The following is a 22558-nucleotide window of genomic DNA, read 5'->3' on the forward strand; positions in this document are numbered from 1 at the left end:
ATCGGTGCAGACGCCCCGTAGCCACCCTTCCCAAACACGCAGACGCGCCTATCTATTCCCCGGCAAAATTGCAGTTATCGGAAGGACATGACATTGAACCGCAATGCACTCTACATGCTTATCGGAGCCCTCGTCGTCGTTGTCGTCGGATTGGGTATTTACGTCTATGACAAGGAATCCAAGCCCGACGGCGTCGAAGTGAAAATCGGCGAAGGCGGCATCTCGATCGAGGAAAACTGACGGAACATTGCGCATGACGGCGCCCAGCAGTACAGCGTCATGCGCGTTAACCTTTTATTAACCAAAGCAGCGGAATATAGACCGCAGTTGACCTGACTACGGATGTACTAGCAGGCCAAACATCAGACGAATTGACAAAAGGTCGGGGTTTCCCGGCCTTTTTGTTTTTCAAGTGATTGCTAAAGCGTCGCGCGCGAGACGAGGATCTTGTCGATACGGCGGCCATCCATGTCGATGACTTCGAAACGATAGCCATAGGCTTCCGTAACGTCACCCTCCTCCGGGTTCTTGCGCAGCTGCTGCACCAGAAAGCCGGAAATGGTCTCGTAGCTGCCGTCCGAATCGATTTCGTCGATGCCGATGGTCAGATGGATTTCGTCGATCGGCGTGCGGCCATCGACAAGATAGGAACCATCGTCGCGCTGACGGATCAGGGCGTGTTCGATATCGTCATAGTTTGACGGCAGGACGCCGACGATGGCTTCCAGGATGTCGGCGATCGTAATGATGCCTTCGATACTGCCATATTCATCGACGATCATCGCCATGTTGATATGCGATGCCTTGAAGGCCTCGAGTGCTTTCAGGCAGGAGGCCGTCTCCGGCAAGGTGTGGATATCCTTGACGAAATTGCGGATCTGGAAGCCGGATTTGGCCGGAGCATTCAAGATTTCCTTGACCTGGACGGCGCCCAGCACTTCGCCGGTCGCATCCATGACCGGATAGCGGGAATGTGCCGTCTGCTCGACCTTGGCACGGATGGTCTCGAGCGTATCGTTGACGTCGATGAAGCTGACTTCGGTGCGATGCGTCATGATCGATTTGACGTTGCGGTCGCCCAGACGGATGATGCGTCTCAGCATTTCATGTTCCGACTTCTCGATGGCGCCGCTTTCGACGCCCTCGGCCATGATCGCCTGGACCTCTTCTTCCGTGACATGATCGCTATCGCTGGACACGCCGAAAATCCGCATGAACAGCGATGCCGACATCTCGAACAGGTAGACGACGGGAGCGGCGAGACGCGACAGGAACGACATCGGGGTCGCGACGAACATCGCCACGCCTTCGGAATTCTTCAGTGCCAGCTGCTTGGGGATAAGCTCGCCGATCACGACGGAAAGATAGGTGATGAGCGTGACGACCAACGCAACGGCAACCGTGCTGCCATAGGGATTGATCCAGCTGATCTCGTTCAGGGTCGGCGCCAGCTTGTCGGCGATGGTGGCGCCACCATAGGCACCGGCCAGCGTTCCGACGAGGGTAATGCCGACCTGGACCGTGGAGAGGAATTTTCCGGGATCTTCGGCCAGCCGGAGCGCCAGTTCGGCGCGGCTGTTGCCCTGTTTTGCCATCTGCCGCAGCAGTGGCCGGCTTGCCGATACAATTGCCATTTCCGAAAGTGCGAAAAACGCATTGATCAAAAGAAGTACGAAAATAACAATCAGTTCGGACATAACCCTCGGACACCGTTGATGGAGATACACGCGCCGGAGGCGGCGCATGTCAGTTCAGCCCTATCAAATAGGCGGAAGACGCAGTTGCAGCAAGGCGGCAACTGAAGATTTCCGGTACTTTTGGGTCTCGTCCTGATTTATCGGCGGGCAAAGGCAACAGTCAGCTGGCTGAAGTCCCAAAACCAAAGGTGGCAATCACCGGGTCAGCGCCTCGACTTCATCGAGCCCCTTGAGGGCCGCCCGGACGCGTTCGCGCCCGACGCGGATGACATTTTCCATTGCCGCGCGCGCCTGCGCCTCATCACGCCGGCTGATCTGCTCGACGATCTTGATGTGCGAGCGCGAGACTTCATCAATGCCTTCGCGGCCCGATGCCGGTGAGCTCAGCTTGAAGATACCGACCAGCGCCGCCTCGATCAGGCTGCCGACGGTGCGCATGAAGGGGTTGCCGGAGGCTTCGACGACGGCGAGATGAAAGCGCAGATCGGCCATTGCCAGGGTTTCGGCCGTGTGTCCCGGATCGCCCATGGCGACCGCCAGCCGCATCATGCCACTGATCTCGGCTTCCGTCGCATTGACAGCCGCAAGGGCTGCGGCATGCGGTTCGAAGGCCAGGCGTATCTCGCTCAGATGATAGAGGAATTCCTCATCGACGCCACGATGGAAATGCCAGGTCAGTACATCGCTGTCGAACAGGTTCCACTGGTTTTTCGCCGTCACCCGTGTGCCGATGCGGGCACGCGGCACGATCAAGCCCTTGGCGGCCAGCGTCTTCATCGCCTCGCGCAGCACCGTGCGCGACACCTTGAAACGCATTGCCAGTTCCGGATCGCCGGGCAGGATGGAGCCCACGGGAAATTCGCCCGACACGATGGCCTTGCCCAGTTCGTCCACCACCTGCGCGTGGCTTGTGCGCGTTCGCGCACCGGTCAAGACGGTTTCGAGCAGACCCTTTCGCAAGCAACTCCCCCCTCAGGAATATGTTTTGTTCCGGCGTGACAACAGCAGGATGGCCTTTTGCATCAAGATGAATGCGAACAGCAAAGCACCGATCAGAATTTTCGTCCACCAACTCGACAGCGAACCATCAAAGGTGATGTAGGTCTGGATCAGCCCCTGGATCAAGACGCCGATAAGCGTTCCGCCGACAAAGCCTGCACCGCCCGTCAGAAGCGTTCCCCCGATCACAACCGCAGCAATCGCATCCAGCTCGACACCCACCGTGGCCAGCGAATAGCCTGCCGATGTGTAGAGGGAATAAACGATTCCCGAAAGCCCGGCGAGAAAGCCGGACAGACCGTAGATCATCATCGTCGTGCGGCCAACCGGAACGCCCATCAGAGCGGATGTCTGGGTGCCGCCGCCCAGCGCATAGACGTTGGTGCCGAAGCGAGTGCGCTGGGCAATGAGGATACCGGCGGCGAAAACCAAGAGCATCAGTCCACCAATCAGCGTGATGCGGCCACCACCGGGCAGCTTGTAGTAGAAGGTCTTCATCGCGGCATAAAACGGATGCTTGATCGGGATCGAATCGACCGACAGGACAAAGGCCATGCCGCGGGCGAGAAACATGCCGGCCAAGGTGACGATGAAGGCGGGCATTTCCAGATAGTGGATGATTGCCCCCATGACCGCGCCGAACAGCGTGGTGATCACAAGCACAAGCGCGAAGGCGGCTAGCGGATGGATGCTGGTATTCTGCAGGAGAACGGCGAGGAAAATACCGGTGAAAGCGATGACCGAGCCGATGGACAGGTCAATGCCGCCGGACAGGATGACGAAGGTCATGCCAACGGCGGCAATGCCCAAAAAGGCATTGTCGGTCAACAGGTTGCCGATGACACGCGTTGACAGGAGATTCGGATACTGGGCAGCGCAGGCCGCATAGGACACGACGAAGATGACGATGGTGGCGATCAGCGGGAGATATTTCTGGTTCATCTGACGGACTGCTCCGCTCTGTCTCTACGGACCGATTTGCGGCCAAGGAAGGTCAAGCCCGACTGCACGCGCGGCGACTGGATGACGAGGATGATGACGATGATCGCCGCCTTGATGATCAGGTTGAATTCCGGCGGAAAGCCCGAGGACAGGATGCCGGTATTCACGGCCTGAATGATCATCGCGCCGATCAGCGAGGCAACGATGCTGAACCGTCCGCCGAGCAGCGACGTTCCGCCGACGACGACGGCGAGAATGGCATCAAGCTCGAGCCAGAGGCCGGCATTGTTGGCGTCGGCGCCCCTGATATCAGCCGTGACGATCAACCCGGCAACAGCAGCACACAGGCCAGACAGCATATAGGCCGCCATCAACAGCAGCGGCGTCTGAATGCCCGACAGCGTGCTGGCGCGGCGGTTGATGCCGACGGCCTCGATCAGCATGCCGAGCGCCGTGCGCCGCACCAGAGCGGCAACAGCGATGCCAAATATCAGCCAGATGACCACGGGCATGGGGAGCCCCAGGAAAGAGCCGCTGCCGATGAAGATCAGGCCGGGATCGTTGAAGGTGAGGATCGCGCCTTCGGTTACCAGCTGCGCAATGCCGCGCCCGGCCACCATCAGCACGAGCGTCGCAATGATCGGCTGGATATTCAGGACAGACACCAGAAAGCCGTTCCAGACGCCGCAGATCAGGCCCGTTCCCACCGCCAGCAACAGCGTGACGGCGAGCGGATCGCCACGCACGCTGGATGCGGCGGCAACAGCGCCACAGATGGCCATGACGGCGCCGACGGAGAGATCGATGCCTTTGGTGGCGATCACCACCGTCATGCCGACGGCCAGAAGTGCGACCGGGGCACCGCGATTGAGAATGTCGATCAGGCTGCCATAAAGCCGGCCGTTCTGTATCTGGATGGAAAAGAAATCGGGAAAGACCAGCCGGATCAGAATCAGGATCAGTGCCAGCGCGACGAATTGCGGCAGAAGGCGCCAGCCAAGGCGTTTTGCGGTGTCGATCATCGTGCGCCTCCTTGATCCGTTGCCGCCGCAATGGAATTGACGATATGTTCGGTGGTGATCTCGCTGCCGGTGAGTTCGGCGACATGGGCACGATCCCGCAGCACGATGATGCGCGAGCTGTACGCCACGAGTTCCTCCAATTCAGACGAGATGACGATCAGGGACATGCCCTCAGCGCAGAGTTCCCCGATCAGGCGGATGATTTCCGCGTGGGCGCCGACATCGATGCCGCGCGTCGGCTCGTCGAGGATGAGAAATTGCGGATTGGTCGCAAGCCAACGCGCCAGGATAGCCTTCTGCTGATTGCCGCCGGAGAGCAGCCGGATCGGCTTTTCCCGGTCGCTGGTCCGGATGTCCAATGCCTTGATATAGCGATCGGCCAGCGCATTTTGTTCTGATGCGGACAATGGCCGTGCCCAGCCACGCCGGGCCTGCAGCGCAAGAGCGATGTTTTCGCGCACGGACAATTCGCCGATAATACCGTCCAGCTTGCGGTCCTCGGGACAGAAGCCGAAACCTTCGGCAATGGCAGCGCGCGGCGATGACAGATTGACCGTCTTTCCGCCGATATCGACGCTGCCGCTATCGGCCCTGTGCACACCGAACATCAGCTCCGCGGTCTCGGTGCGGCCGGAGCCGAGAAGGCCGGCGATGCCGACGACTTCCCCTTTGCGGACGTCGAGATCGAACGGCTTGATCTTGCCGGCCTTGCCAAATTTCGAAAACCGGACATGCACGGGGCCGCTTGCCGCATCCGTTTCGGCAACCGCCTTTTCGACCGACTGGAGTTCGTGGCCCAGCATCATCGTGACGAGTTCGCGGCGCGGCAGCGATGCAGTATCGCGCGTGCCGACCAGCTGGCCATTGCGCAGCACGGTGATACGGTCGGAGAGATCGTAGACCTGTTCCAGAAAATGGGTGATGAAGACGATGCCGAGCCCCCTCGCCTTGAGATCACGGACGATGCCAAACAGCATTTCCACTTCCTGGGCATCAAGACTGGCGGTCGGCTCATCGAGGATCAGGACCTTGCCGGAGAGATCAACGGCACGCGCGATCGCCACCACCTGCTGGATCGCGACGGAATAGCTTTCGAGCGCAGCCGAGACGTTGATGTCGATGCCATATTGCGCCAGCAGGCCTTTGGCCCGCCGGTTCATCTCGCCGGCCTGAATGAGCCCGAAGCGGCGGGGCTGGCGGCCGAGGAAGAGATTTTCGGCTACGCTCAGATTTCCGAGCAGATTGACTTCCTGATAGACGGTGCCGATCCCGAGCTTTTGCGCATCGAGCGTGTCGCGCGGATCGATCTCCTCGCCATCGAGCGTCAGTTGCCCTGCGTCGCGGCGGTACGCGCCGGTCATGCATTTGATCAGCGTTGATTTTCCAGCACCGTTTTCACCCAGCAGCGCATGCACTTCGCCGCGCCGCAGCGAGAAATCCACCTTGTTGAGGGCTATGGCACCTGGAAAGGTTTTTACCATCCCGGCGGCGACTAGAATATCGTTTGAGCTGCTTGGCATGAAACCGGATTCTTCAAAGATACGAGGCCGGGCTGCGCGGGAAAGTCGCCTGCCGGGGACGCGTCGGTGGCGGGCGGTGAATCCCGTGGCAATCCGCAGGCTTGGCGACTGAGACGGCACAAGACGATTTGCCGGCATCGTATTCCCATCGACATTCCGGTCGAAAGACCGTGGATGCGACGTGAGCGCGATGCCGGCAGTTGATCAGTAGCCGAGGCCCTTCTTTTCCTCATAGACCTTCTGCGGATCGTCAGCCTGGGTGTAGAGCTTCGATTCCGTCTGGATCCACTTGGCAGGCTTGGTGCCGTCCTTGAGGAACGCGTCGAGTGCGTCCAATGCAGGACCTGCCATGTTCGGCGTCAGTTCGACAGTTGCATTGGCCTCACCGGCTGCCATCGCCTGGAAGATGTCCGGAACGGCGTCGATGGAAACGACGAGGATATCCTTGCCCGGCTTCAGGCCGGCTTCCTTGATTGCCTGAATGGCGCCGACGGCCATGTCGTCATTATGGGCGTAGAGCGCGCAGATGTTCTTGCCGCCATCTTCCGCCTTCAGGAAGCTTTCCATGACTTCCTTGCCCTTGGTACGGGTGAAATCGCCTGTCTGGCTGCGGATGATCTTCAGGTTGTCATGACCCTTCAGCGCTTCTTCGAAACCCTTCTTGCGATCGATAGCCGGCGAAGAACCTGTTGTGCCCTGCAGCTCGACAACGTTGCACTGCTTGGTGCCGACAGTATCGACCAGGAATTTGCCGGCGACATTGCCTTCGTGAACGAGGTCGGAGGTGACGGCCGTCAAGTAGAGATCATCGGACGAATCGACCGTACGGTCGAGAAGGATCACCGGGATTTCGGCGTCCTTGGCTTCCGTCAGAACTTCATCCCAGCCGGTTGCGACGACCGGTGCGATGAGAATCGCATTGACGCCCTGGGCGATGAAGGATCGCAGGGCCTTGATCTGGTTTTCCTGTTTTTGCTGAGCGTCGGCGAATTTGAGGTCGATGCCGCGCTTTTCCGCTTCCTGCTTGGTCAGCGTCGTTTCAGCCGCGCGCCAGCCGGATTCAGAACCGATCTGCGAAAAGCCGATCGTCAGATCGGCGGCCGAAGCCGGGCCAAACATGCAGGCAGCCAGAACCGTGGCACAGCTCAGTGCAGTCTTGATTTTCATGATTTTTCTCCCAAAAAGCTGCTCCTCAGCAGCGCAGTCAAAAAATCATACTATATGATTTATGTAAACAGTGTTTCGCATCCGTCCGTTCGAATTTTCACAGCCGGAATCAAAAGGGGCGGCCTCGCGGCCGCCCCAGATTGCGAAATCGTGATGCCGGAATTATTGCGGCAGCTTGTCGTCAACGCCTTCGACGTAGAAGTTCATGCCCAGAAGCGTGCCGTCATCCGAAGACGCGCCAGCGGCCAGCCATTCCGAGCCGTCCTGCTTTTTCAGCGGGCCGGTGAAGGGCTTCAGTTCGCCCGATTCGATCTTCTTCTGGGTCTCTTCCGCCAGAGCCTTCACGTCGTCGGGCATGTTGGTATAGGGCGCCATGGTCAGGATGCCGTCCTTCAGGCCGTCCCAGCTCGACGATGTCTCCCACTTGCCGTCCAGAAACAGCTGGGTGCGCTTGATGTAATAGGCACCCCAGGTATCGACGATCGCCGTCAGCTGGGTTTCGGGACCTGCCTTGATCATGTCGGACGCCTGGCCGAAGGCCTTGATGCCGCGCTCGGCAGCGACCTGCATCGGCGCGGTCGTGTCGGTATGCTGCGTCAACACATCAACGCCCTGGTCGATCAATGCCTTGGCGGCATCGGCTTCCTTGCCGGGGTCGAACCAGGTGTTTGCCCATACGACCTTGATCTTGAAATCAGGGTTGACGGAGCGGGCGCCGGTGACGAAGGCATTGATGCCCATCACCACTTCCGGGATCGGGAAGGAGGCGATGTAGCCGGCCACACCCTTTTGCGAAATCTTGGCAGCGATCTGCCCCTGGATATAACGGCCCTCATAGAAGCGGCTGTTATAGGTGGCAAGGTTCGGGGCGGTCTTGTAGCCGGTGGCGTGCTCGAACTTCACGTCGGGGAATTTCGCGGCAATCTTGACGGTTGCATCCATGAAGCCGAACGACGTGGTGTAGATCAGGCCGCAACCGGAACGCGCCAGGCGCTCGATGGCGCGCTCGGCATCGGGACCTTCCGGAACGTTTTCGAGAAACTGCGTTTCGATCTTGTCGCCCAGCGCCTTTTCAAGCTCCAAACGGCCGATATCATGGGCCTGTGTCCAGCCACCGTCGGTCTTCGATCCAACATAGACGAAGCAGACTTTTGCCTTGTCGGCGGCATAGGCGCCAGCGGAAAACCCGATGACGGCCGCCGTCGTGGCGAGTGCGAAAAGAAGTTTTTTCATTTTTGACCCCTGTAGGTTTGGTTTGCGTTGTTGTTCTTGTTCACCGGTCTGGCACAAAGGACTTGCCGAGCGAAGCCGGCGTATTGATCAACGTCGTGCGCCGGTTGTGCGAGATGAGAATGAGTACGATAATTGTCGCCAGGTAGGGAAGAGCAGAAAGGAACTGCGAGGGAATGTCGATGCCGCGAGCCTGCACATAAAGCTGGCTGATCGACACGGCGCCAAAGAGGTACCCACCCGCGATGATCCGCCAGGGCCGCCAGGATGCAAAGACCACCAGCGCCAGCGCGATCCAGCCACGCCCGGCCGACATGTTCTCAGCCCATTGCGGCGTGTAGACCAGCGACAGCTGTGCCCCCGCCAGCCCGGCGCAGGCGCCACCGAACATCACGGCCAGATAGCGGGTGCGGATGACGTTGATCCCAAGCGCATGCGCCGAAGCATGGCTGTCGCCAACGGAGCGCAGTTTCAGCCCGGCACGGCTCTTGAACAGGAACCAGTTGACACCGGCGACCAGCGCGATCGAGAGATAGAAAATCAGATCCTGCCTGAACAGAAGAGGCCCTAGGAACGGGATATCCGACAGGACCGGAAAGACGATCTGCGGGAGCTTGATGCCGGATTGCCCCAGATAGGGTTCGGCGATCATGCTGGATACGCCAAGCCCAAGAATGGTCAAAGCGAGGCCCGTCGCCACCTGATTGGCAACCAGCGTCAGGGTCAGAAAGCCGAACAGCAGCGAAAACAGCGCTCCGGCCGCAATGCCGGCGAGAATACCGATATAGGGAGAGCCGGTGACCTGCGTGGCGATGAAGGCGCAGGCTGCCCCCATCACCATCATGCCCTCGACACCGAGATTGAGAACGCCGGAGCGCTCGGTGACCAGTTCGCCGATGGCCGCCAGCACAAGCGGCGTGGCTGCGGTAATCACCGTCAACAGCATGGCTTCGAAGATACCCATCAGCGCACCCCCTCGCCGGTCGTTTTGGACAGATCGTACCACATCATCCGGATCTTATAATGGATGAGCGTATCGCAGGAGAGGACGAAGAACAGAAGCAGCCCCTGGAACACCCGGATCGGCTTGTCGGAAATCTGCAAGGATACCTGCACCGCCTCGCCGCCGAGATAGGTGAGCGCAAGCACAAGCCCGGCAACGACGATCCCCAGCGGATTGAGCCGGCCGAGAAAGGCGACGATGATGGCAGTGAAACCGTAGCCGGGAGAAATGACCGGGCGCAGCTGCTGGATTGCGCCGCTGACTTCGGCAATGCCGGCAAGACCGGCGAGAGCGCCCGAGAGCAGCATGGAAAACCAGATCATCTTGCGCGACGAGAAACCGGCGAACCGCCCTGCCCGCTGGGATTGGCCAAGCACGGTGATCTCGAAGCCTTTCAGCGTGTAGCGCATCATGAACCAGATCAGGATCGCGGCGATGATCGCAAAGCCGAAGCCCCAATGCGCGCGCCCCGACGCGATCATTTCCGGCAGGATGGCGGTTGCGTCGAAGGTGCGGGTTTCCGGAAAATTCATGCCACCCGGATTGCGCCAGGGTCCGCGCACCAGCCAGTCGAGAAACAGCTGTGCGACATAGACCAGCATCAGGCTGGTGAGGATTTCATTGGTATTCAAATGCGCCTTGAGGAAGGCGGGAATACCGGCAAACAGCGCGCCGCCCAGCATGCCGAACAGCATCATCAGGGGCAGAACCAGCGGCGATTGCCATTCATAGAACACCACGGGCAAGATCGATCCGGCGATCGCTCCCATGATGAACTGGCCCTCGGCGCCGATATTCCAGTTGTTCGAACGGTAGCAGACCGACAGGCCAACCGCGATGAGAATGAGCGGGGCTGCCTTGATCGCCAGTTCATGCAGCGACCAGACTTCCGTCAAGGGTTCGATGAAGAAGCTGTAGAGCGCTGCGAACGGGTCCTTGCCCAGCATCATGAACATGATGCCGCCGAAGAACAGCGTCAGGCCGAGCGCGATGAACGGCGACAGGATGGAAAACAGCTTGGAGACGTCGGGACGCCGTTCCAGTTCAATGCGCATGCGCCGTCTCCGCAGTCTCGGTCTTGCCATACATGCCGCCCATCAACAGGCCGATCTTTTCACGCGAGAGGTCGGAGGCCGGATAGATGTCGGACAGCTTGCCTTCGCTGATCACGGCGATCTCGGTGGCAACCTCGAAAATCTCGTCGAGGTCCTGGCTGATGACCAGAACGGCCGAACCGGATTTGGCGAGATCGACCAAAGCCTGCCGGATGCGGCTCGCCGCCCCGGCATCGACGCCCCAGGTGGGCTGGTTGACGATCAGGACCGCCGGTTGACGGTCGAGTTCACGGCCAACGATGAATTTCTGCAGATTGCCGCCCGACAGGGACCCGGCCGGCGGGTTCTCGCCGCTCTTGCGCACATCCATCGCAGCCGAAATTCGCTTTGCCGCCATTTTCACCGCATCCTGGCGGATCAGACCCAAAACGCCGCCGCCAAGAAAGGCGCGCCGGTCGGATTGGCTGCGGGCAAGGATGAGATTGTCAGACAGCGACAGCGCCGAAACGGCCGCATGGCCATGGCGCTCCTCGGGCACGAAACCCGCGCCCATCAACCTTCGGGCATTGATGCCGCGCGTCCCAACCGGCCGATCCGAGATCAAAATGACATCGTCGGTGGCAACAGGATATTCTCCAGACAGCGCATCGAACAGTTCGCCCTGCCCATTGCCCGCAACGCCGGCGATTGCCAAGACTTCGCCGGCATGCACTTTCAGACAGATATTCTTTAAAGACACAGCAAACGGCGTTCTGGCCGCCGCAGTCAGATGTCGGGCCTCAAGTTTCACCGCGCCTTTCGCGCTCGTGCCTTCGGCACTCACATGCGCGATATCGCTGCCGACCATCATGCGCGCCAGCGAAGCCGGGGTCTCGCGGCGGGGATCACACGCGCCCGTCACCTTGCCGTGGCGCAGAACGGTGGCGCGGTCGCAGATGCGCTGCACCTCTTCCAGCCGGTGACTAATGTAAAGGACCGAGCGTCCCTCGGCTTTCAGCTTGTTCAGCGTTTCAAACAGCCGGTCGGCCTCCTGCGGCGTCAGCACCGAGGTCGGCTCGTCGAGAATGATCAGTTTTGGGTTTTGCAGAAGTGCGCGGACGATTTCGATCCGCTGGCGCTCGCCGACAGACAGGTCGGCCACATGCGCATGCGGATCCAGCGGCAGGCCATACGCATGCGACAGATCGGACGCTTCCTTGGCAATCCGCGCCAGCGAAACGCCAGGATCCATCGACAGCGCGATATTTTCGGCCACCGTCAGCGCCTCAAACAGCGAGAAATGCTGGAACACCATGCCGATGCCGAGCTTGCGGGCAGCACTCGGGCTTGCAATGCGCACCGGCTGACCCTGCCAGACGATCTGGCCGCTGGTGGGGGCGAGCACGCCGAACAGCATCTTGACGAGCGTCGATTTCCCGGCGCCGTTTTCGCCGAGAAGCGCATGAATTTCGCCCGGCCTGATATCGAGATTGATTCCGTCGCAGGCAGCGAATGTGCCGAACAGTTTTGTCAGTTGGCCAACAGCCAGCAATAGACTGTTGGCGGGTTGTCCCTCAGCCGACACGCCGCCCCTCTTTTCTCATGGTTCGCTGCCCTGGCTGCCTCTCCGGCTTGTCTCAGGGAATCAGCAATGTTGTTCCGCTCGTTTTTCTTGCTTCCAGATCCGCATGCGCCTGGCTTGCATCGGCAAGCGCATAGGTCTGGTTGATATTGATACGCACTTTGCTGCTTTGCACAACATCAAACAGGGAGTTTGCACATGCCTCCAGGGCGGGCCGTGTCGAAACATAGCTGAACAACGTCGGGCGCGTGGCAAACAGCGAGCCCTTCTGCGCCAGAATTCCGATATTGACGCCTTCGACCGGACCCGACGAATTGCCGAAACTGACCCAGAGGCCGCGCGGCTTGATGCAGTCGAGCGAGGCCGGATAGGTGTCCTTGCCAACCGAATCATAGACCACATCGACGCCCTTGCCGTTGGTGATCTCCTTGACGGCGCTCACAAAATTATCAGTGCGGTAGTTGATGACATGATCGTAGCCATGCGCCAGCGCCAGATCGATCTTGTCCTGCGAACCCGCTGTTCCAATCACGGTTGCGCCGAGCGCCTTGGCCCATTGGCCTGCGATCAGGCCCACGCCGCCGGCAGCTGCGTGAAACAGAAGCGTGGTTCCCGGCCCGACCTTGAAGGTTTGGTTCAAAAGATACTGCGCCGTCATGCCCTTCAGCATCATCGCCGCTGCGGTTTCCAGGGTGATATCGTCTGGAACCTTCACCAGCTGCGAAATCTCGATATTGCGCTCGCTCGCATAGGCGCCGTCGGAGGATGCATAGGCGACGCGATCGCCAACAGCAAAGGTGCTGACATTATCGCCGACCGCAGTCACGATCCCGGCGCCTTCCTTGCCCGGAACGAACGGCAGCCCCTCGGCCGATTTATAGAGACCGGTGCGGAAATAGACGTCGATGAAGTTCACGCCGACCGCGACCTGGCGGATCTGCACTTCGCCGGGACCGGGCGCGGAAAGCGTGATGCCTTCGATCTTGAGAACATCCGGACCGCCGAGCGTCCGCACCATGATGGCCTGCGCCATGAAACCTCCTCAACCCCGTCCAAGCCGGGGAAATATCTGCAAGACGAAACCGATGACATAGAGATAGATCCCGGTACCGACGACGCCGGCCACGACCCAGGCGGGCGTGTCGAAATGCAAGAGCAGCGCATAGCCGCTCAGCACCGACCAGATGGTAAAGACTGCCAGGTTGAGCGGCCGCAGACGCTTGACGCGCACCGGATGCAGGAAGCTGATGGGCATGAAGGTCAATACGACCGAGACGAAAACGACGATCGAAGCCGCCAGTTCGCTGGCATCGATGACGAACAGCGTGAACACCACCATGTTCCAGACGACCGGAAAACCGGAGAAGAAATATTCGTCCGTCTTCATGCCCATATCGGCATAGTAGATCGCGCTCGACATCACGATGGCGCCGGCGGCGAAGAACGACCAGGGCTCGCCGATCATGCCGCTCTGATAAAGGGCAAAGGCCGGAAGCAGCACATAGGTGACGTAATCGATGACATTGTCGAGCGTATCGCCGGACCAGTTGGGCAGCACTTCCTTGACCCGGACCTTGCGCGCGATCGGACCGTCGATCCCATCAACGGCGAGCGCCAGGCCGAGCCACCAGAACATATCGACGAAGCGGTGCTCGGCGGCGGCGACCACACCCAAAAAGGCAAGAAACGAGCCGGATGCAGTGAGAATATGAACGGAAAATGCGCGAATTTCCGCGTAGGGCACGCGCTTGTAGTTAAAAAACTTCATCGGCAGACGCACCCTGTCCTTACTCTGCGCTTTCCTTGGAAGCATGCTGAACCGGCCGTTTCAGCGGCCCACACTCCCGTCCCCGTACTGTCGCACGGGTATTGGCGGTAATATGCACCGTTTGAGTTTGGCTGCCAGTAAAAATCACCAGGTGCCGCAAAACCGTAACAATCAACTGTGGATGCGACATTCATCTGCGCCATTTCACCCCATTTCATTCGCAGCCTGCGGCAGTTAAGATCGCAGCCTCAACCGAAGAGTGGACGGGAAGCGCAGGCCATGGAGCATTTTGAAATTGCCGTTATCGGTGCCGGATTGGCCGGATCGCTGGCTGCGCTGGCATTCGCAGACACCGGCCGCAGCGTTGCGCTGATTGCGCCGGCCACTGGCAAAGCCGATGGCCGTACCACGGCGCTGATGGATCAGTCGCTAACGCTTGTCCACCAGCTTGGCCTCTGGGAGGCAGTCGCGCCGCTTGCCGCACCGCTGTCCAGCATGCGAATCATCGACGGGACGAACCGGTTGCTGCGTGCGCCCACGGTCACCTTTCATGCCGCCGAAGTCGGGCTCGAAGCGTTCGGATACAATATTCCCAATGCCCCCTTCCTTGCCCTGCTTGAGCAGGAAGCAGAAAAACGGCAATCCCTCACCCGGATGACCGCCAGCCTGACCGCTGTCGAATTCGAGACGGACCGGGCGATCCTGGCGCTCGACGATGGCAGCAGCCTCACCGCCAGCCTCGTTATCGGTGCCGATGGCCGCAGATCAGGCGTGCGCGACGCCGCCGGGATCGAGGTCAGGAACTGGTCCTATCCGCAAAGCGCGCTGGTGCTCAATTTCTCCCATCAGGTGCCCCATCAGACGATCTCAACGGAATTCCACACGCCGCATGGACCGTTCACGCAGGTGCCGCTGCCGGGTGGATTGCGATCGAGCCTCGTCTGGGTCCAGAAGCCGGAGGATAACGGAGAGACGCTGGCGCTTTCGGCCGATGCCCTGGGCTTGGCGGTGGAGCAGCGCATGCAATCGATGCTCGGGAAAGTCACGATCGATGGCACGCCGCAGTCCTTTCCCCTTTCCGGCATGGCTGCGAAATCCTTTGGCAAGGGCCGCGCGATCCTGATCGGCGAAGCCGCCCATGCTTTTCCACCGATCGGCGCGCAGGGGCTCAATCTCAGTCTACGCGACATCATGGCGGCGGTTTCACTGCTGGGTTCCTCGCCGGTTCCAGAGGATTTTGGTGCACGCTACGACCGCAAGCGGCGCGCGGATATTCTCAGCCGCACCGTCAGCGTCGATCTGCTCAATCGCTCGCTGCTGTCGGACTTCCTGCCGGTGCAGATGCTGCGCGCGGCCGGCCTGCAGGCCCTGGCAAGCGTCGCCCCATTTCGTAATCTGATGATGCGCGAAGGCATCAATCCCGGCAGCGCCCTGCAATCCCTGCGCACGACGTTACGGGAAAAGATCAGCCGGAAGAGCGCCTGAACTGATGAGGTAAAGCAGCATCGTCACTGTCGCCACCGAGAGAACGGTGGTGATCAGGATCGTGGCCGACGCCCGCTCCTGCCAGACGCCATATTGCTGGCCGATGACAAAGACATTGGTGGCCGTCGGCAATGCGGCCAGGAGCACGGCCGTCTGCACCCAGACCGGATCGAAATTGCCAACGAAGCTCAGAACCAGATACATCAGCACCGGATGCAGGATCAGCTTGGCCGGAACGATATAGGCGATCTCGGCGGGGATGCGCTTCAGCGGCCGCAGCGCCAAGGTCACGCCCATGGCAAACAGCGCACAGGGGGCCGCTGCCTGCGCCAGATAGTCGATCAACCGCTGAACCGGCAGCGGCGGCTGGAACGACATGGACGCGGCGATAACGCCAGCGATCGTGGACAGGATAAAGGGATGCAGCAGGATTTTCCGGGCAATCCCCAACACCAGGCGCGCCGGCGAACTTTTCTCTCCGCCCGCCAGCGCCATCATCGCCGGCGCGACCATGAAATGCAGGACATTCTCGAAGCAGAAGATCAGCGCCACGGGCACCGCTGCCCGTTCGCCCAACGCCAAAAGCGCCAGACCCGGCCCCATATAGCCGATATTGCCATAGGCCCCGGCCAATCCCTGCACCGTCGATTCGGCGAGCGAATTGCGGCGGATCAGATAGCCGGCGCTAAACACCAGCGCAAAGACGGTGTAGGTTGCGCCGATCGAGGCAAAAACGAAATCAAAGCGGGTGAGCTGCTCGATCGGCGTCTTTGATACCAGCTTGAAGAACAAAGCCGGCAGAGCAATGTAGATGATGAAGACATTGAGCCAGCCCATGGCATCGCCGGCACCCTCGCCTGCCGGATTGCGGGCAAATTTCGCCGTCAGGTAGCCAACGAAGATCAGGCCGAAAAACGGCAGTACCAAACCGGCAATTTCGGCCATTGCGTGCGAGACCTCTGTTTGAGGTTCGTGCTTAGCCGATTTGCATCAGGACTGGAAAGGTTTCCTGGAACCAGATGGCCATGGAACTGATAAAACCAAAGACGAAGGCAAGGCCGGCAAGGATCAGGAACACGCCCATCAGTTTTTCCACCAGGCCGAGATGACGGCGGAAGCGGGACAGGAATTTCATGAAGGCGCCGGAGAACCCAGCCGCAATCCAAAACGGAATGGCAAGCCCCAGCGAATAGACCGCGAGAAGCAGGGCGCCATCGGTGACCGTGTCGCGGGCTGCGGCAACGCCCAGGATCGTGCCGAGAACCGGGCCGATACAGGGCGTCCAGCCGAACGCAAAGGCCAGCCCCATAATATAGGCGCCCGACAGCGTCGCCGGCTTGCCGCCGCCCTGGAACCGCGCCTCGCGGCCGAGAATGCCGATGCGGAACACACCAAGGAAATGCAGGCCCATGATGATAATGACAATGCCGCCGATGCGCGAAAGAATTTCGATATGCTGGCGCAGCACAAGACCGATGCTGGATGCCCCTGCCCCGAGCGCCACGAAAACCGTGGCAAAACCGAGCGTGAACAGGAAAGCTGCCCCGAACACCGCGCGCCGTGTGCCGGTCGAGGCAACCTGCGTTTCACCGCCGCGAAACTGATCCACCGAGATGCCAGCCATATAACAAAGATAGGGCGGCACGAGCGGCAGGACGCACGGGGACAGGAAAGACAATGCGCCCGCCAGGACGGCGGTCCAGATGGAAATATCAGCGATGGACACTCGGTCAAAACTCCAGCCTGCAACAAGCCCGGCCGTCTTAGCCCCGAAGCCTGTCCCAAACCAATCACCTTTTGGCGATCTCCTTGGAAAACATCGTTTTTGCACTTTTGCCCGTTTTTTTGGGTTGACCAAAACAAGCGCGCTGTGCATATGTCCGCCCACTTCCGCCGGTCACACCAGACCGCCATGGGAGAGCGTAGCTCAGTCGGTAGAGCAACTGACTTTTAATCAGTAGGTCCAGGGTTCGAATCCCTGCGCTCTCACCAAAAAATCAGATAAATATTATATCACAGTGGCTTGCGGTTTCGCTCCAGCAGTTTTTGCGGCTCCGTCTTCAGGTATCGCGCGAAACATCCTCGGAACGTGCGAAGTTTTGACCGTCCTGACGACGCCCGCACCCACACGCCTACGGAATTTGTCTAGCCTTTGCAGAATCGCCCATTGTCAAACTAAAACAACGTCGCCCGTGAAGGCGACGCTGTTTTGGTTTCAACATTCCGGAGGGACGGGTCCGGCGTGCCATTGCCGCGTCAGCCGCGGCGGTAGTAGCCTGGGCGGTCCGGGTTGTATTCGGGGACTTCGCAGCGGGGATCGTTGCTGCAGAGGCGGTCGTCGCCGCGCCGGTCGTCGCGCCGATCGGTACGGCGGTCGTCGTCGTTGCGGTCGCGGCGGCCCGGGTCGCGATCGCGGGAATAACGGGAATAATCGGTCCGGTCGCGTGCGCGATCATAACGATCGTCGCGGTCGAAGGTATCACGCGGACGCATCGTGTAGCCGTCGCCCTGATAGGACGGTCCTTCGCTGACGCAGCCGGCGAGCATCAGGGTCGAAAGGCCGATTGCGCTGGCCAGAATAAGGGTTTTCATTGTCGTTCTCTCTCCATTTCGAAGAGAGATATGGCTGCCGCAGGGTTGCGGCAAGGGGCAATGATGATGGCGGCCCGCCTCTTCGTACAATCGCCCCAAATTGGCCGGCATCGAGGACGGCAAAAGAAGGGCGACTACGGCAAATGCCTGCTTCACTTGCCAGGATGGCGGCCCAGGCGCAGCTTCAGCGGGCTTTCGCCATATTGACGTTTGAACGCGCGCGAGAAGGAGGACAGGCTATCGAAGCCGCAGCGAAGGGCGACTTCGCGGATGCTGAGTTGGGTGTCGCCGACCAGGCGCTGTGCTGCCTGCAGCCGCAGCCGCAGATAGTAGCTTCCGGGGCTGATCCTGAGCGCTCTTGCAAACCGGATTTCCAGCTGGCGCTGCGACTGCCCGGCGCGGCGTGCCAGCGCCGCAATCGACAAGGGCCGGTCAAGCGTGCGCTCCATCAGGCGGATCGCCTTGGCAAGGCCGGGATCAAGAGCCTCCATGCGGCCGAGAGACACCAGCGGCTGGGCATCCGTTGCCGCATGGGTTTCGTCATAGACGAAGATGCTGGCGACATCGAGCGCGACGGATGAGCCGAAGCGCTGCCGGATCAGATGCAGCATCATGTCGAAGGTCGGCGATGCGCCACCGGATGTCCAGAATTTGCCGTCGGTCACGAACCGGTCGGCCCGGACGGACACATCCGGAAAAGCCAGCGCGAAATCCTCCAGTTCCTCCCAATGCGCCGTCGCTGTGCGGCCGTTGACGAGTCCGCAGCGCGCCAGGAGCCAACAGCCCGATTCGATGCCCGCAACCACGGAAAAATGCCGCGCAGCCGCCTGTAGGCTGGCGATGAACGGTTTTTGCGCATGGCGATCAAGGTTGAAACCGCCGATGATCAACAGGCAGTCGCCCTGGACCTTCGCCGAAAACGTCCCATCCACCGCAATCATGACGCCACAGGTGAGAAGCACCGGCTCTCCATCCGGAGACAGAATTTTCCATGAGAACAGGGTTTTTCCAGCCACCCGGTTGGCGGCGCGCATCGGGTCCAGCACCGAGGCCAGCGACATGATCGAGGATTCGGGCAGCACGACAATCACGACCTCCACATTTCCATCGGAATTCAAAGGTAAGTGATCGGAAACAGGACGTGGCGACATGGGAGAAATGTCAAATTTCCTGCGCCTTTTGTCAAATGAAATGGAGCCATTCAGGCATGATGCCGCTGTAAGACCTCCCATCCGCGGTGCTTTTGCCTGCAGATGTCTGGAAATTCCCCCTACCGACCTTTACCGGACGGGTCGAATGGCAGAGATGCCTTCGGCCCGTTTTTTTTGGCCTTGTATTGGCGGCCGGGCATTCATCCGCTGCCACCGTGGCGGTTTTCCGGGCACGCAGAAATGTGTCTCATCATGCAGCAAAAATGCCTTCCGGTACATCGCAGCAGTGAAAGGAACGAAACCGCGCAACCACGCGTTACGAGAGCGGTTCAATAGAGGAAATTTCAATGCAGCGCTGCGATCTCCTGATTCATGAGGATTGTCCTCATCACAATCCCAATATCAAAATCTCGTTTTTATCGCGGAGGCCGTGATGGCAGCTCCAACGGTCCACCCATCCTTACCGGTTCAGCGCGAGACGTCGGACTATCGGCATTTTATGATGCGGGAATTGCTGATTTGGGTCATAGGGGTGCCCGTCCCCATCGCCGCCGTCATTGGTTTTTTCGTCCTTTAAAATCGATCAAAACCGGCCGTTGACGTTACGCTGGCATCGATAAGCCTCGTCTCGACCAAGAGGCGATAACGCCATTCGCCGTGACGCCGCGCTGCACGCAACGCTGCCGAACCCTCCCGCAAGCTCCTAACCACCTAAACCCTGTGCACTTAGGGGGTAGGCCGCTAAGATATGACGCCAGCGCAACATTGGCATCCGCTAATCGCGGGAACGGTCTGGTTCAGTTTCGTCATAATTGACATCCCAATCCTTTTCCGGCCCCTTTTTGCCAGGCGGAGTGCGATGACCGGTTATGTCCTCTGATCCCGTGACCACTGTCGGCTTGGCACTGGCAACCCCGGAGTTTGCACCGTCCGCACGCGATTTGGCGTACTGGCCCTCTGCGTCCTCCTTGATCTTGAGGGCATCCGAAGGGCTGTTACGTTCCGGATCCTGATTGTTTTCACCCAGTGCATCCCGATCGACGTCCGGGTCATCCGTCGCAGGCAGGTAGCCCCTTGGCCTGGTTTCTTCCGGACCTTCCCAACGCGGGGACTGATCGGTTGTGCCGGGTGCGCCGTCTGTCGGTATGTTTTTGCTCATGGTCTTTCTCCTGTGATGGAGCGGAAACCAGCCACAAGGGCAGAAGTTCCTTGTGATGCGTTGAGCTGCAGAGCCGGAGCGCTCGGAAGACCCTCATTCGTGGTGGTTCCCGCCGTCTGTCATCTTGGAGGCGATCCACCTTCCAATTGATCCTTGCATGCGCCAATACGCGCGCATCGCTTTGGTGCTGTGACTGGGCACATCTGCAAAGCGGCAGCGCTACAAGAGGAGGAGGTGCACATTGAGAGGGATAAGCCAAACGCCCGTGAAACAGCGATAGATATCTTGCTAAGCCCTTGAAAAGATTGGCGACCCCTGCAGGGCTCGAACCTGCGACAACCTGCTTAGAAGGCAGGTGCTCTATCCAGCTGAGCTAAGGGGCCGCTTTTTGGAGGTTTCCCTCCTAGAACCGGCAGTCCCGGATCAATGCGTCCAGGGCTGCGTGCGGCTAAACCGGAAATTATCGCTGTAGGACACGCTCTTGCGGGTTGGTTCCTTCGGCGCGATGACGCGGTAATCGATGCCGTTGCGCTCGGCATAGGCGACGGCCTGTTCGGCTGTCTCGAAGGTCAGCTTCACCTGCTGACGCGTATCGCCAGAGCTCGTATAGCCCATGATCGGATCGATGGTGCGCGGCGTTTCCTGATCGAACTCAAGAACCCACACATTCGTCTTGGCCTTGCCAGACTGCATGGCGGTTTTTGCGGGTCGATAGATTTTCGCGGACATGTCTTGAGCGGCTCCACCATGGTTCATGCTGCCGGCTGCGCCGGTCACTGCGCATTGCCATAGCGCAGAACGGATTAAAACGGAATGACCTAGCGGCGATATATCCGCCAATTTTCAAGCCTGCGCCATTTCGCGGCTGAAAGCCGGCGCTCTAGGGACGGGACAACAGCAAAAACAGCCAAGGGCTGTTCGCTGCAGATATTTCAAGAAGGGGAAAATCGATGGTCGGAGTGGAGAGATTCGAACTCCCGACCCTCTGGTCCCAAACCAGATGCGCTACCAGGCTGCGCTACACTCCGTGACCCGTCGATGGCCGGGAGATACACGCTTACCCCCGCCCCTGCAACACTTAAATTGCACAATTCCACAGAGCGGCCGAAAGGAATCATATGTGCCGGTTTAAGGCTTCAAACCGGAGATGCGGGCGCTATCGACGATATCGCCGGGCGCAATGGCAAGGCGATTGACGGTTCCGCCGTTCAGTTCGAGAACGAAAGCGATGGGGACGCGGGAATCGATGATGGCTTCCGATAGCGGCACGGCATTTTCGCGGATCGTCTCGATCTTGCCGTCCTTGGCGATGAACAGCATGTCGAGCGGAAGATAGGTATTCTTCATCCACATCATCACCTGACGCGTCACGCCAAAATCAAACAGCATGCCGTGATCGCGCGCCATATGGCGGCGGTTCATCAGGCCTTGCGCGCGTTGATCGCTATCGACAGCCAGTTCGACGGTGAATGTATGCACCTTGCCGCCGGTGGAGATGATCTGCAGCGGCGCCGTTTCAAAGGTGATATCGGCGGCTGCGGCACAGAACGGGACAAGCCATAAAAAAAGCGCCACGAGGGCGCTTCCAAACAGGCGCTGAAAAGGCGCGCCCATCAGTGTGCCCGGCCGATCGGAGCCGGTACGTCCGGATGGATCTCGGCTGCCATCAGGCCCTTGTCGCCATCGCCAAACCGCACCAGCACGGTCTGTCCCGGGCGCAACTCGGTAAGCCCGAAACGACGCAGGGTTTCCATGTGAATGAAGATATCCTCGGTCCCGTCGCCGCGCGTCAGGAAGCCGAAGCCTTTTGTACGGTTGAACCACTTGACCAGGCAGCGTTCCAGCCCGCTGGTCGGCGTCACCTGAACATGGGTCTTGACCGGCGGCAGCTGCGATGGGTGTACAGCCGTCGACTGGTCCATGGAGAGAATGCGGAAGGCCTGGTAGCCACGGTCGCGCCGCTGAATGAGCGCCACCACGCGCGCACCTTCCAGAACAGTCTGGTAGCCGTCGCGGCGCAGGCATGTGACGTGCAGAAGGACATCCTGCATGCCGTTGTCGGGGATGATGAAACCGAAACCCTTGGCGACGTCGAACCACTTGATGACGCCGGTTATTTCAACCAGATCGAGCGCGTCATTGGCAAAACCGTCATCCGGCGTGACGCCCTTTGCTGAAATTCTGTCCGCCATGCCTGTCCAGCCCCT

22 protein-coding genes, 3 tRNA genes and 1 pseudogene are annotated in these 22558 nt (G+C 59.7%); 3 read left to right on the forward strand and 23 right to left on the reverse strand.

Going from position 1 to position 22558, the window contains the following annotated elements; all coding sequences use genetic code 11:
* The first annotated feature begins 93 nt into the window (after window positions 1-93).
* Window positions 94-240: a hypothetical protein gene (locus tag PYR65_RS13410; protein ID WP_200953654.1), complete on the forward strand. Its 147-nt coding sequence runs from the start codon at window positions 94-96 to the stop codon at window positions 238-240.
* A gap of 179 nt (window positions 241-419) precedes the next feature.
* On the opposite strand, the gene PYR65_RS13415 is transcribed toward PYR65_RS13410, so the two are convergent.
* The 12 genes from PYR65_RS13415 to pcsA form a co-directional block, all read right to left on the reverse strand.
* On the reverse strand, window positions 420-1697 hold the full coding sequence (locus tag PYR65_RS13415; RefSeq protein WP_060641079.1) for a hemolysin family protein: 1278 nt from the start codon (window positions 1695-1697) through the stop codon (window positions 420-422).
* Between the two features lie 195 nt (window positions 1698-1892).
* Entirely contained in the window at window positions 1893-2657 is a 765-nt protein-coding gene (locus PYR65_RS13420; RefSeq protein ID WP_060641080.1) for a FadR/GntR family transcriptional regulator, read from the reverse strand.
* A gap of 12 nt (window positions 2658-2669) precedes the next feature.
* Entirely contained in the window at window positions 2670-3638 is a 969-nt protein-coding gene (gene yjfF, locus PYR65_RS13425) for a galactofuranose ABC transporter, permease protein YjfF (protein WP_276118358.1), read from the reverse strand.
* A complete protein-coding gene (locus PYR65_RS13430) occupies window positions 3635-4660 on the reverse strand; it encodes an ABC transporter permease (protein WP_276118359.1) in 1026 nt (341 codons plus the stop codon). The genes yjfF and PYR65_RS13430 overlap by 4 nt, the downstream gene beginning before the upstream one ends.
* On the reverse strand, window positions 4657-6180 hold the full coding sequence (ytfR, locus tag PYR65_RS13435) for a galactofuranose ABC transporter, ATP-binding protein YtfR (protein WP_276118360.1): 1524 nt from the start codon (window positions 6178-6180) through the stop codon (window positions 4657-4659). The genes PYR65_RS13430 and ytfR overlap by 4 nt, the downstream gene beginning before the upstream one ends.
* Window positions 6181-6384: 204 nt before the next feature.
* A complete protein-coding gene (gene ytfQ / locus PYR65_RS13440) occupies window positions 6385-7347 on the reverse strand; it encodes a galactofuranose ABC transporter, galactofuranose-binding protein YtfQ (protein ID WP_060641084.1) in 963 nt (320 codons plus the stop codon).
* 162 nt (window positions 7348-7509) lie between these two features.
* Window positions 7510-8580: a BMP family ABC transporter substrate-binding protein gene (locus tag PYR65_RS13445; RefSeq protein WP_276118361.1), complete on the reverse strand. Its 1071-nt coding sequence runs from the start codon at window positions 8578-8580 to the stop codon at window positions 7510-7512.
* Between the two features lie 40 nt (window positions 8581-8620).
* The gene (locus PYR65_RS13450; RefSeq protein WP_060641086.1) at window positions 8621-9541 is read right to left on the reverse strand and encodes an ABC transporter permease; all 921 of its coding nucleotides are present in this window, start codon (window positions 9539-9541) and stop codon (window positions 8621-8623) included.
* Entirely contained in the window at window positions 9541-10635 is a 1095-nt protein-coding gene (locus tag PYR65_RS13455) for an ABC transporter permease (RefSeq protein WP_276118362.1), read from the reverse strand. Before PYR65_RS13455 ends, PYR65_RS13450 begins: the two co-directional genes overlap by 1 nt.
* On the reverse strand, window positions 10625-12199 hold the full coding sequence (locus tag PYR65_RS13460; protein ID WP_276118363.1) for an ABC transporter ATP-binding protein: 1575 nt from the start codon (window positions 12197-12199) through the stop codon (window positions 10625-10627). Before PYR65_RS13460 ends, PYR65_RS13455 begins: the two co-directional genes overlap by 11 nt.
* Window positions 12200-12251: 52 nt before the next feature.
* Entirely contained in the window at window positions 12252-13229 is a 978-nt protein-coding gene (locus tag PYR65_RS13465) for a quinone oxidoreductase family protein (RefSeq protein WP_276118364.1), read from the reverse strand.
* A gap of 9 nt (window positions 13230-13238) precedes the next feature.
* Window positions 13239-13964, reverse strand: coding sequence for a phosphatidylcholine synthase (gene pcsA, locus PYR65_RS13470; protein WP_060641090.1), 726 nt, complete (start codon window positions 13962-13964; stop codon window positions 13239-13241).
* A 279-nt stretch (window positions 13965-14243) separates the two neighbouring features.
* Between pcsA and PYR65_RS13475 the strand changes: the two genes are divergently transcribed.
* Window positions 14244-15449, forward strand: a complete 1206-nt coding sequence (locus PYR65_RS13475; RefSeq protein ID WP_276118365.1) for a UbiH/UbiF family hydroxylase — start codon at window positions 14244-14246, stop codon at window positions 15447-15449.
* Here PYR65_RS13475 and PYR65_RS13480 read toward each other — a convergent pair.
* The gene (locus PYR65_RS13480; protein ID WP_276118366.1) at window positions 15417-16394 is read right to left on the reverse strand and encodes an AEC family transporter; all 978 of its coding nucleotides are present in this window, start codon (window positions 16392-16394) and stop codon (window positions 15417-15419) included. The two genes, PYR65_RS13475 and PYR65_RS13480, sit on opposite strands and share 33 nt — an antisense overlap.
* A 31-nt stretch (window positions 16395-16425) precedes the next feature.
* On the reverse strand, window positions 16426-17175 hold the full coding sequence (locus PYR65_RS13485; protein WP_276118367.1) for a cytochrome c biogenesis CcdA family protein: 750 nt from the start codon (window positions 17173-17175) through the stop codon (window positions 16426-16428).
* A 190-nt stretch (window positions 17176-17365) separates the two neighbouring features.
* On the opposite strand from PYR65_RS13485, the gene PYR65_RS13490 reads away from it, so the two are divergent.
* Window positions 17366-17441 (forward strand) — tRNA-Lys (locus tag PYR65_RS13490).
* Between the two features lie 264 nt (window positions 17442-17705).
* Here the strand turns inward: PYR65_RS13490 and PYR65_RS13495 are convergent.
* The 9 genes and pseudogenes from PYR65_RS13495 to PYR65_RS13535 all read right to left on the reverse strand — a co-directional run bounded on the left by PYR65_RS13495 (window position 17706) and on the right by PYR65_RS13535 (window position 22543).
* Window positions 17706-18041 (reverse strand): hypothetical protein, encoded by a 336-nt coding sequence (locus PYR65_RS13495; protein ID WP_276118368.1) that lies wholly within the window; start codon window positions 18039-18041, stop codon window positions 17706-17708.
* Window positions 18042-18193: 152 nt separating this feature from the next.
* Entirely contained in the window at window positions 18194-19192 is a 999-nt protein-coding gene (locus tag PYR65_RS13500; RefSeq protein WP_276118369.1) for a GlxA family transcriptional regulator, read from the reverse strand.
* A 775-nt stretch (window positions 19193-19967) separates the two neighbouring features.
* Window positions 19968-20165 (reverse strand): hypothetical protein, encoded by a 198-nt coding sequence (locus PYR65_RS13505; protein WP_276121059.1) that lies wholly within the window; start codon window positions 20163-20165, stop codon window positions 19968-19970.
* Window positions 20154-20351, reverse strand: a pseudogene (locus tag PYR65_RS13510) (hypothetical protein); the annotation flags it as partial. The gene PYR65_RS13505 and the pseudogene PYR65_RS13510, both read right to left, overlap by 12 nt.
* 306 nt (window positions 20352-20657) lie before the next feature.
* Window positions 20658-20734: transfer RNA gene (locus tag PYR65_RS13515), tRNA-Arg, on the reverse strand.
* 40 nt (window positions 20735-20774) lie between these two features.
* On the reverse strand, window positions 20775-21080 hold the full coding sequence (locus PYR65_RS13520; protein ID WP_276118370.1) for an ETC complex I subunit: 306 nt from the start codon (window positions 21078-21080) through the stop codon (window positions 20775-20777).
* Window positions 21081-21302: 222 nt separating this feature from the next.
* Window positions 21303-21379 (reverse strand) — tRNA-Pro (locus PYR65_RS13525).
* A 100-nt stretch (window positions 21380-21479) separates the two neighbouring features.
* Window positions 21480-21965, reverse strand: a complete 486-nt coding sequence (locus PYR65_RS13530; RefSeq protein ID WP_276118371.1) for a DUF192 domain-containing protein — start codon at window positions 21963-21965, stop codon at window positions 21480-21482.
* Window positions 21965-22543 (reverse strand): cold-shock protein, encoded by a 579-nt coding sequence (locus tag PYR65_RS13535; RefSeq protein WP_060638213.1) that lies wholly within the window; start codon window positions 22541-22543, stop codon window positions 21965-21967. The genes PYR65_RS13530 and PYR65_RS13535 overlap by 1 nt, the downstream gene beginning before the upstream one ends.
* Between the last annotated feature and the right edge of the window lie 15 nt (window positions 22544-22558).

It is taken from the genome of Pararhizobium qamdonense, from assembly GCF_029277445.1.
Lineage (GTDB): Bacteria > Pseudomonadota > Alphaproteobacteria > Rhizobiales > Rhizobiaceae > Pararhizobium > Pararhizobium qamdonense.

Excerpts from the sequence above, each read along its gene's own strand:
- PYR65_RS13415 (WP_060641079.1), bottom strand. The coding sequence starts at position 1,697 with ATGTCCGAACTGATTGTTATTTTCGTACTTCTTTTGATCAATGCGTTT.
- PYR65_RS13520 (WP_276118370.1), bottom strand. The coding sequence starts at position 21,080 with ATGTCCGCGAAAATCTATCGACCCGCAAAAACCGCCATGCAGTCTGGC.
- PYR65_RS13535 (WP_060638213.1), bottom strand. The coding sequence starts at position 22,543 with ATGGCGGACAGAATTTCAGCAAAGGGCGTCACGCCGGATGACGGTTTT.
- PYR65_RS13475 (WP_276118365.1), top strand. The coding sequence starts at position 14,244 with ATGGAGCATTTTGAAATTGCCGTTATCGGTGCCGGATTGGCCGGATCG.
- yjfF (WP_276118358.1), bottom strand. The coding sequence starts at position 3,638 with ATGAACCAGAAATATCTCCCGCTGATCGCCACCATCGTCATCTTCGTC.
- pcsA (WP_060641090.1), bottom strand. The coding sequence starts at position 13,964 with ATGAAGTTTTTTAACTACAAGCGCGTGCCCTACGCGGAAATTCGCGCA.
- PYR65_RS13445 (WP_276118361.1), bottom strand. The coding sequence starts at position 8,580 with ATGAAAAAACTTCTTTTCGCACTCGCCACGACGGCGGCCGTCATCGGG.
- ytfR (WP_276118360.1), bottom strand. The coding sequence starts at position 6,180 with ATGCCAAGCAGCTCAAACGATATTCTAGTCGCCGCCGGGATGGTAAAA.
- ytfQ (WP_060641084.1), bottom strand. The coding sequence starts at position 7,347 with ATGAAAATCAAGACTGCACTGAGCTGTGCCACGGTTCTGGCTGCCTGC.
- PYR65_RS13530 (WP_276118371.1), bottom strand. The coding sequence starts at position 21,965 with ATGGGCGCGCCTTTTCAGCGCCTGTTTGGAAGCGCCCTCGTGGCGCTT.
- PYR65_RS13430 (WP_276118359.1), bottom strand. The coding sequence starts at position 4,660 with ATGATCGACACCGCAAAACGCCTTGGCTGGCGCCTTCTGCCGCAATTC.
- PYR65_RS13500 (WP_276118369.1), bottom strand. The coding sequence starts at position 19,192 with ATGTCGCCACGTCCTGTTTCCGATCACTTACCTTTGAATTCCGATGGA.
- PYR65_RS13455 (WP_276118362.1), bottom strand. The coding sequence starts at position 10,635 with ATGCGCATTGAACTGGAACGGCGTCCCGACGTCTCCAAGCTGTTTTCC.
- PYR65_RS13465 (WP_276118364.1), bottom strand. The coding sequence starts at position 13,229 with ATGGCGCAGGCCATCATGGTGCGGACGCTCGGCGGTCCGGATGTTCTC.
- PYR65_RS13450 (WP_060641086.1), bottom strand. The coding sequence starts at position 9,541 with ATGGGTATCTTCGAAGCCATGCTGTTGACGGTGATTACCGCAGCCACG.
- PYR65_RS13480 (WP_276118366.1), bottom strand. The coding sequence starts at position 16,394 with ATGGCCGAAATTGCCGGTTTGGTACTGCCGTTTTTCGGCCTGATCTTC.
- PYR65_RS13495 (WP_276118368.1), bottom strand. The coding sequence starts at position 18,041 with ATGAAAACCCTTATTCTGGCCAGCGCAATCGGCCTTTCGACCCTGATG.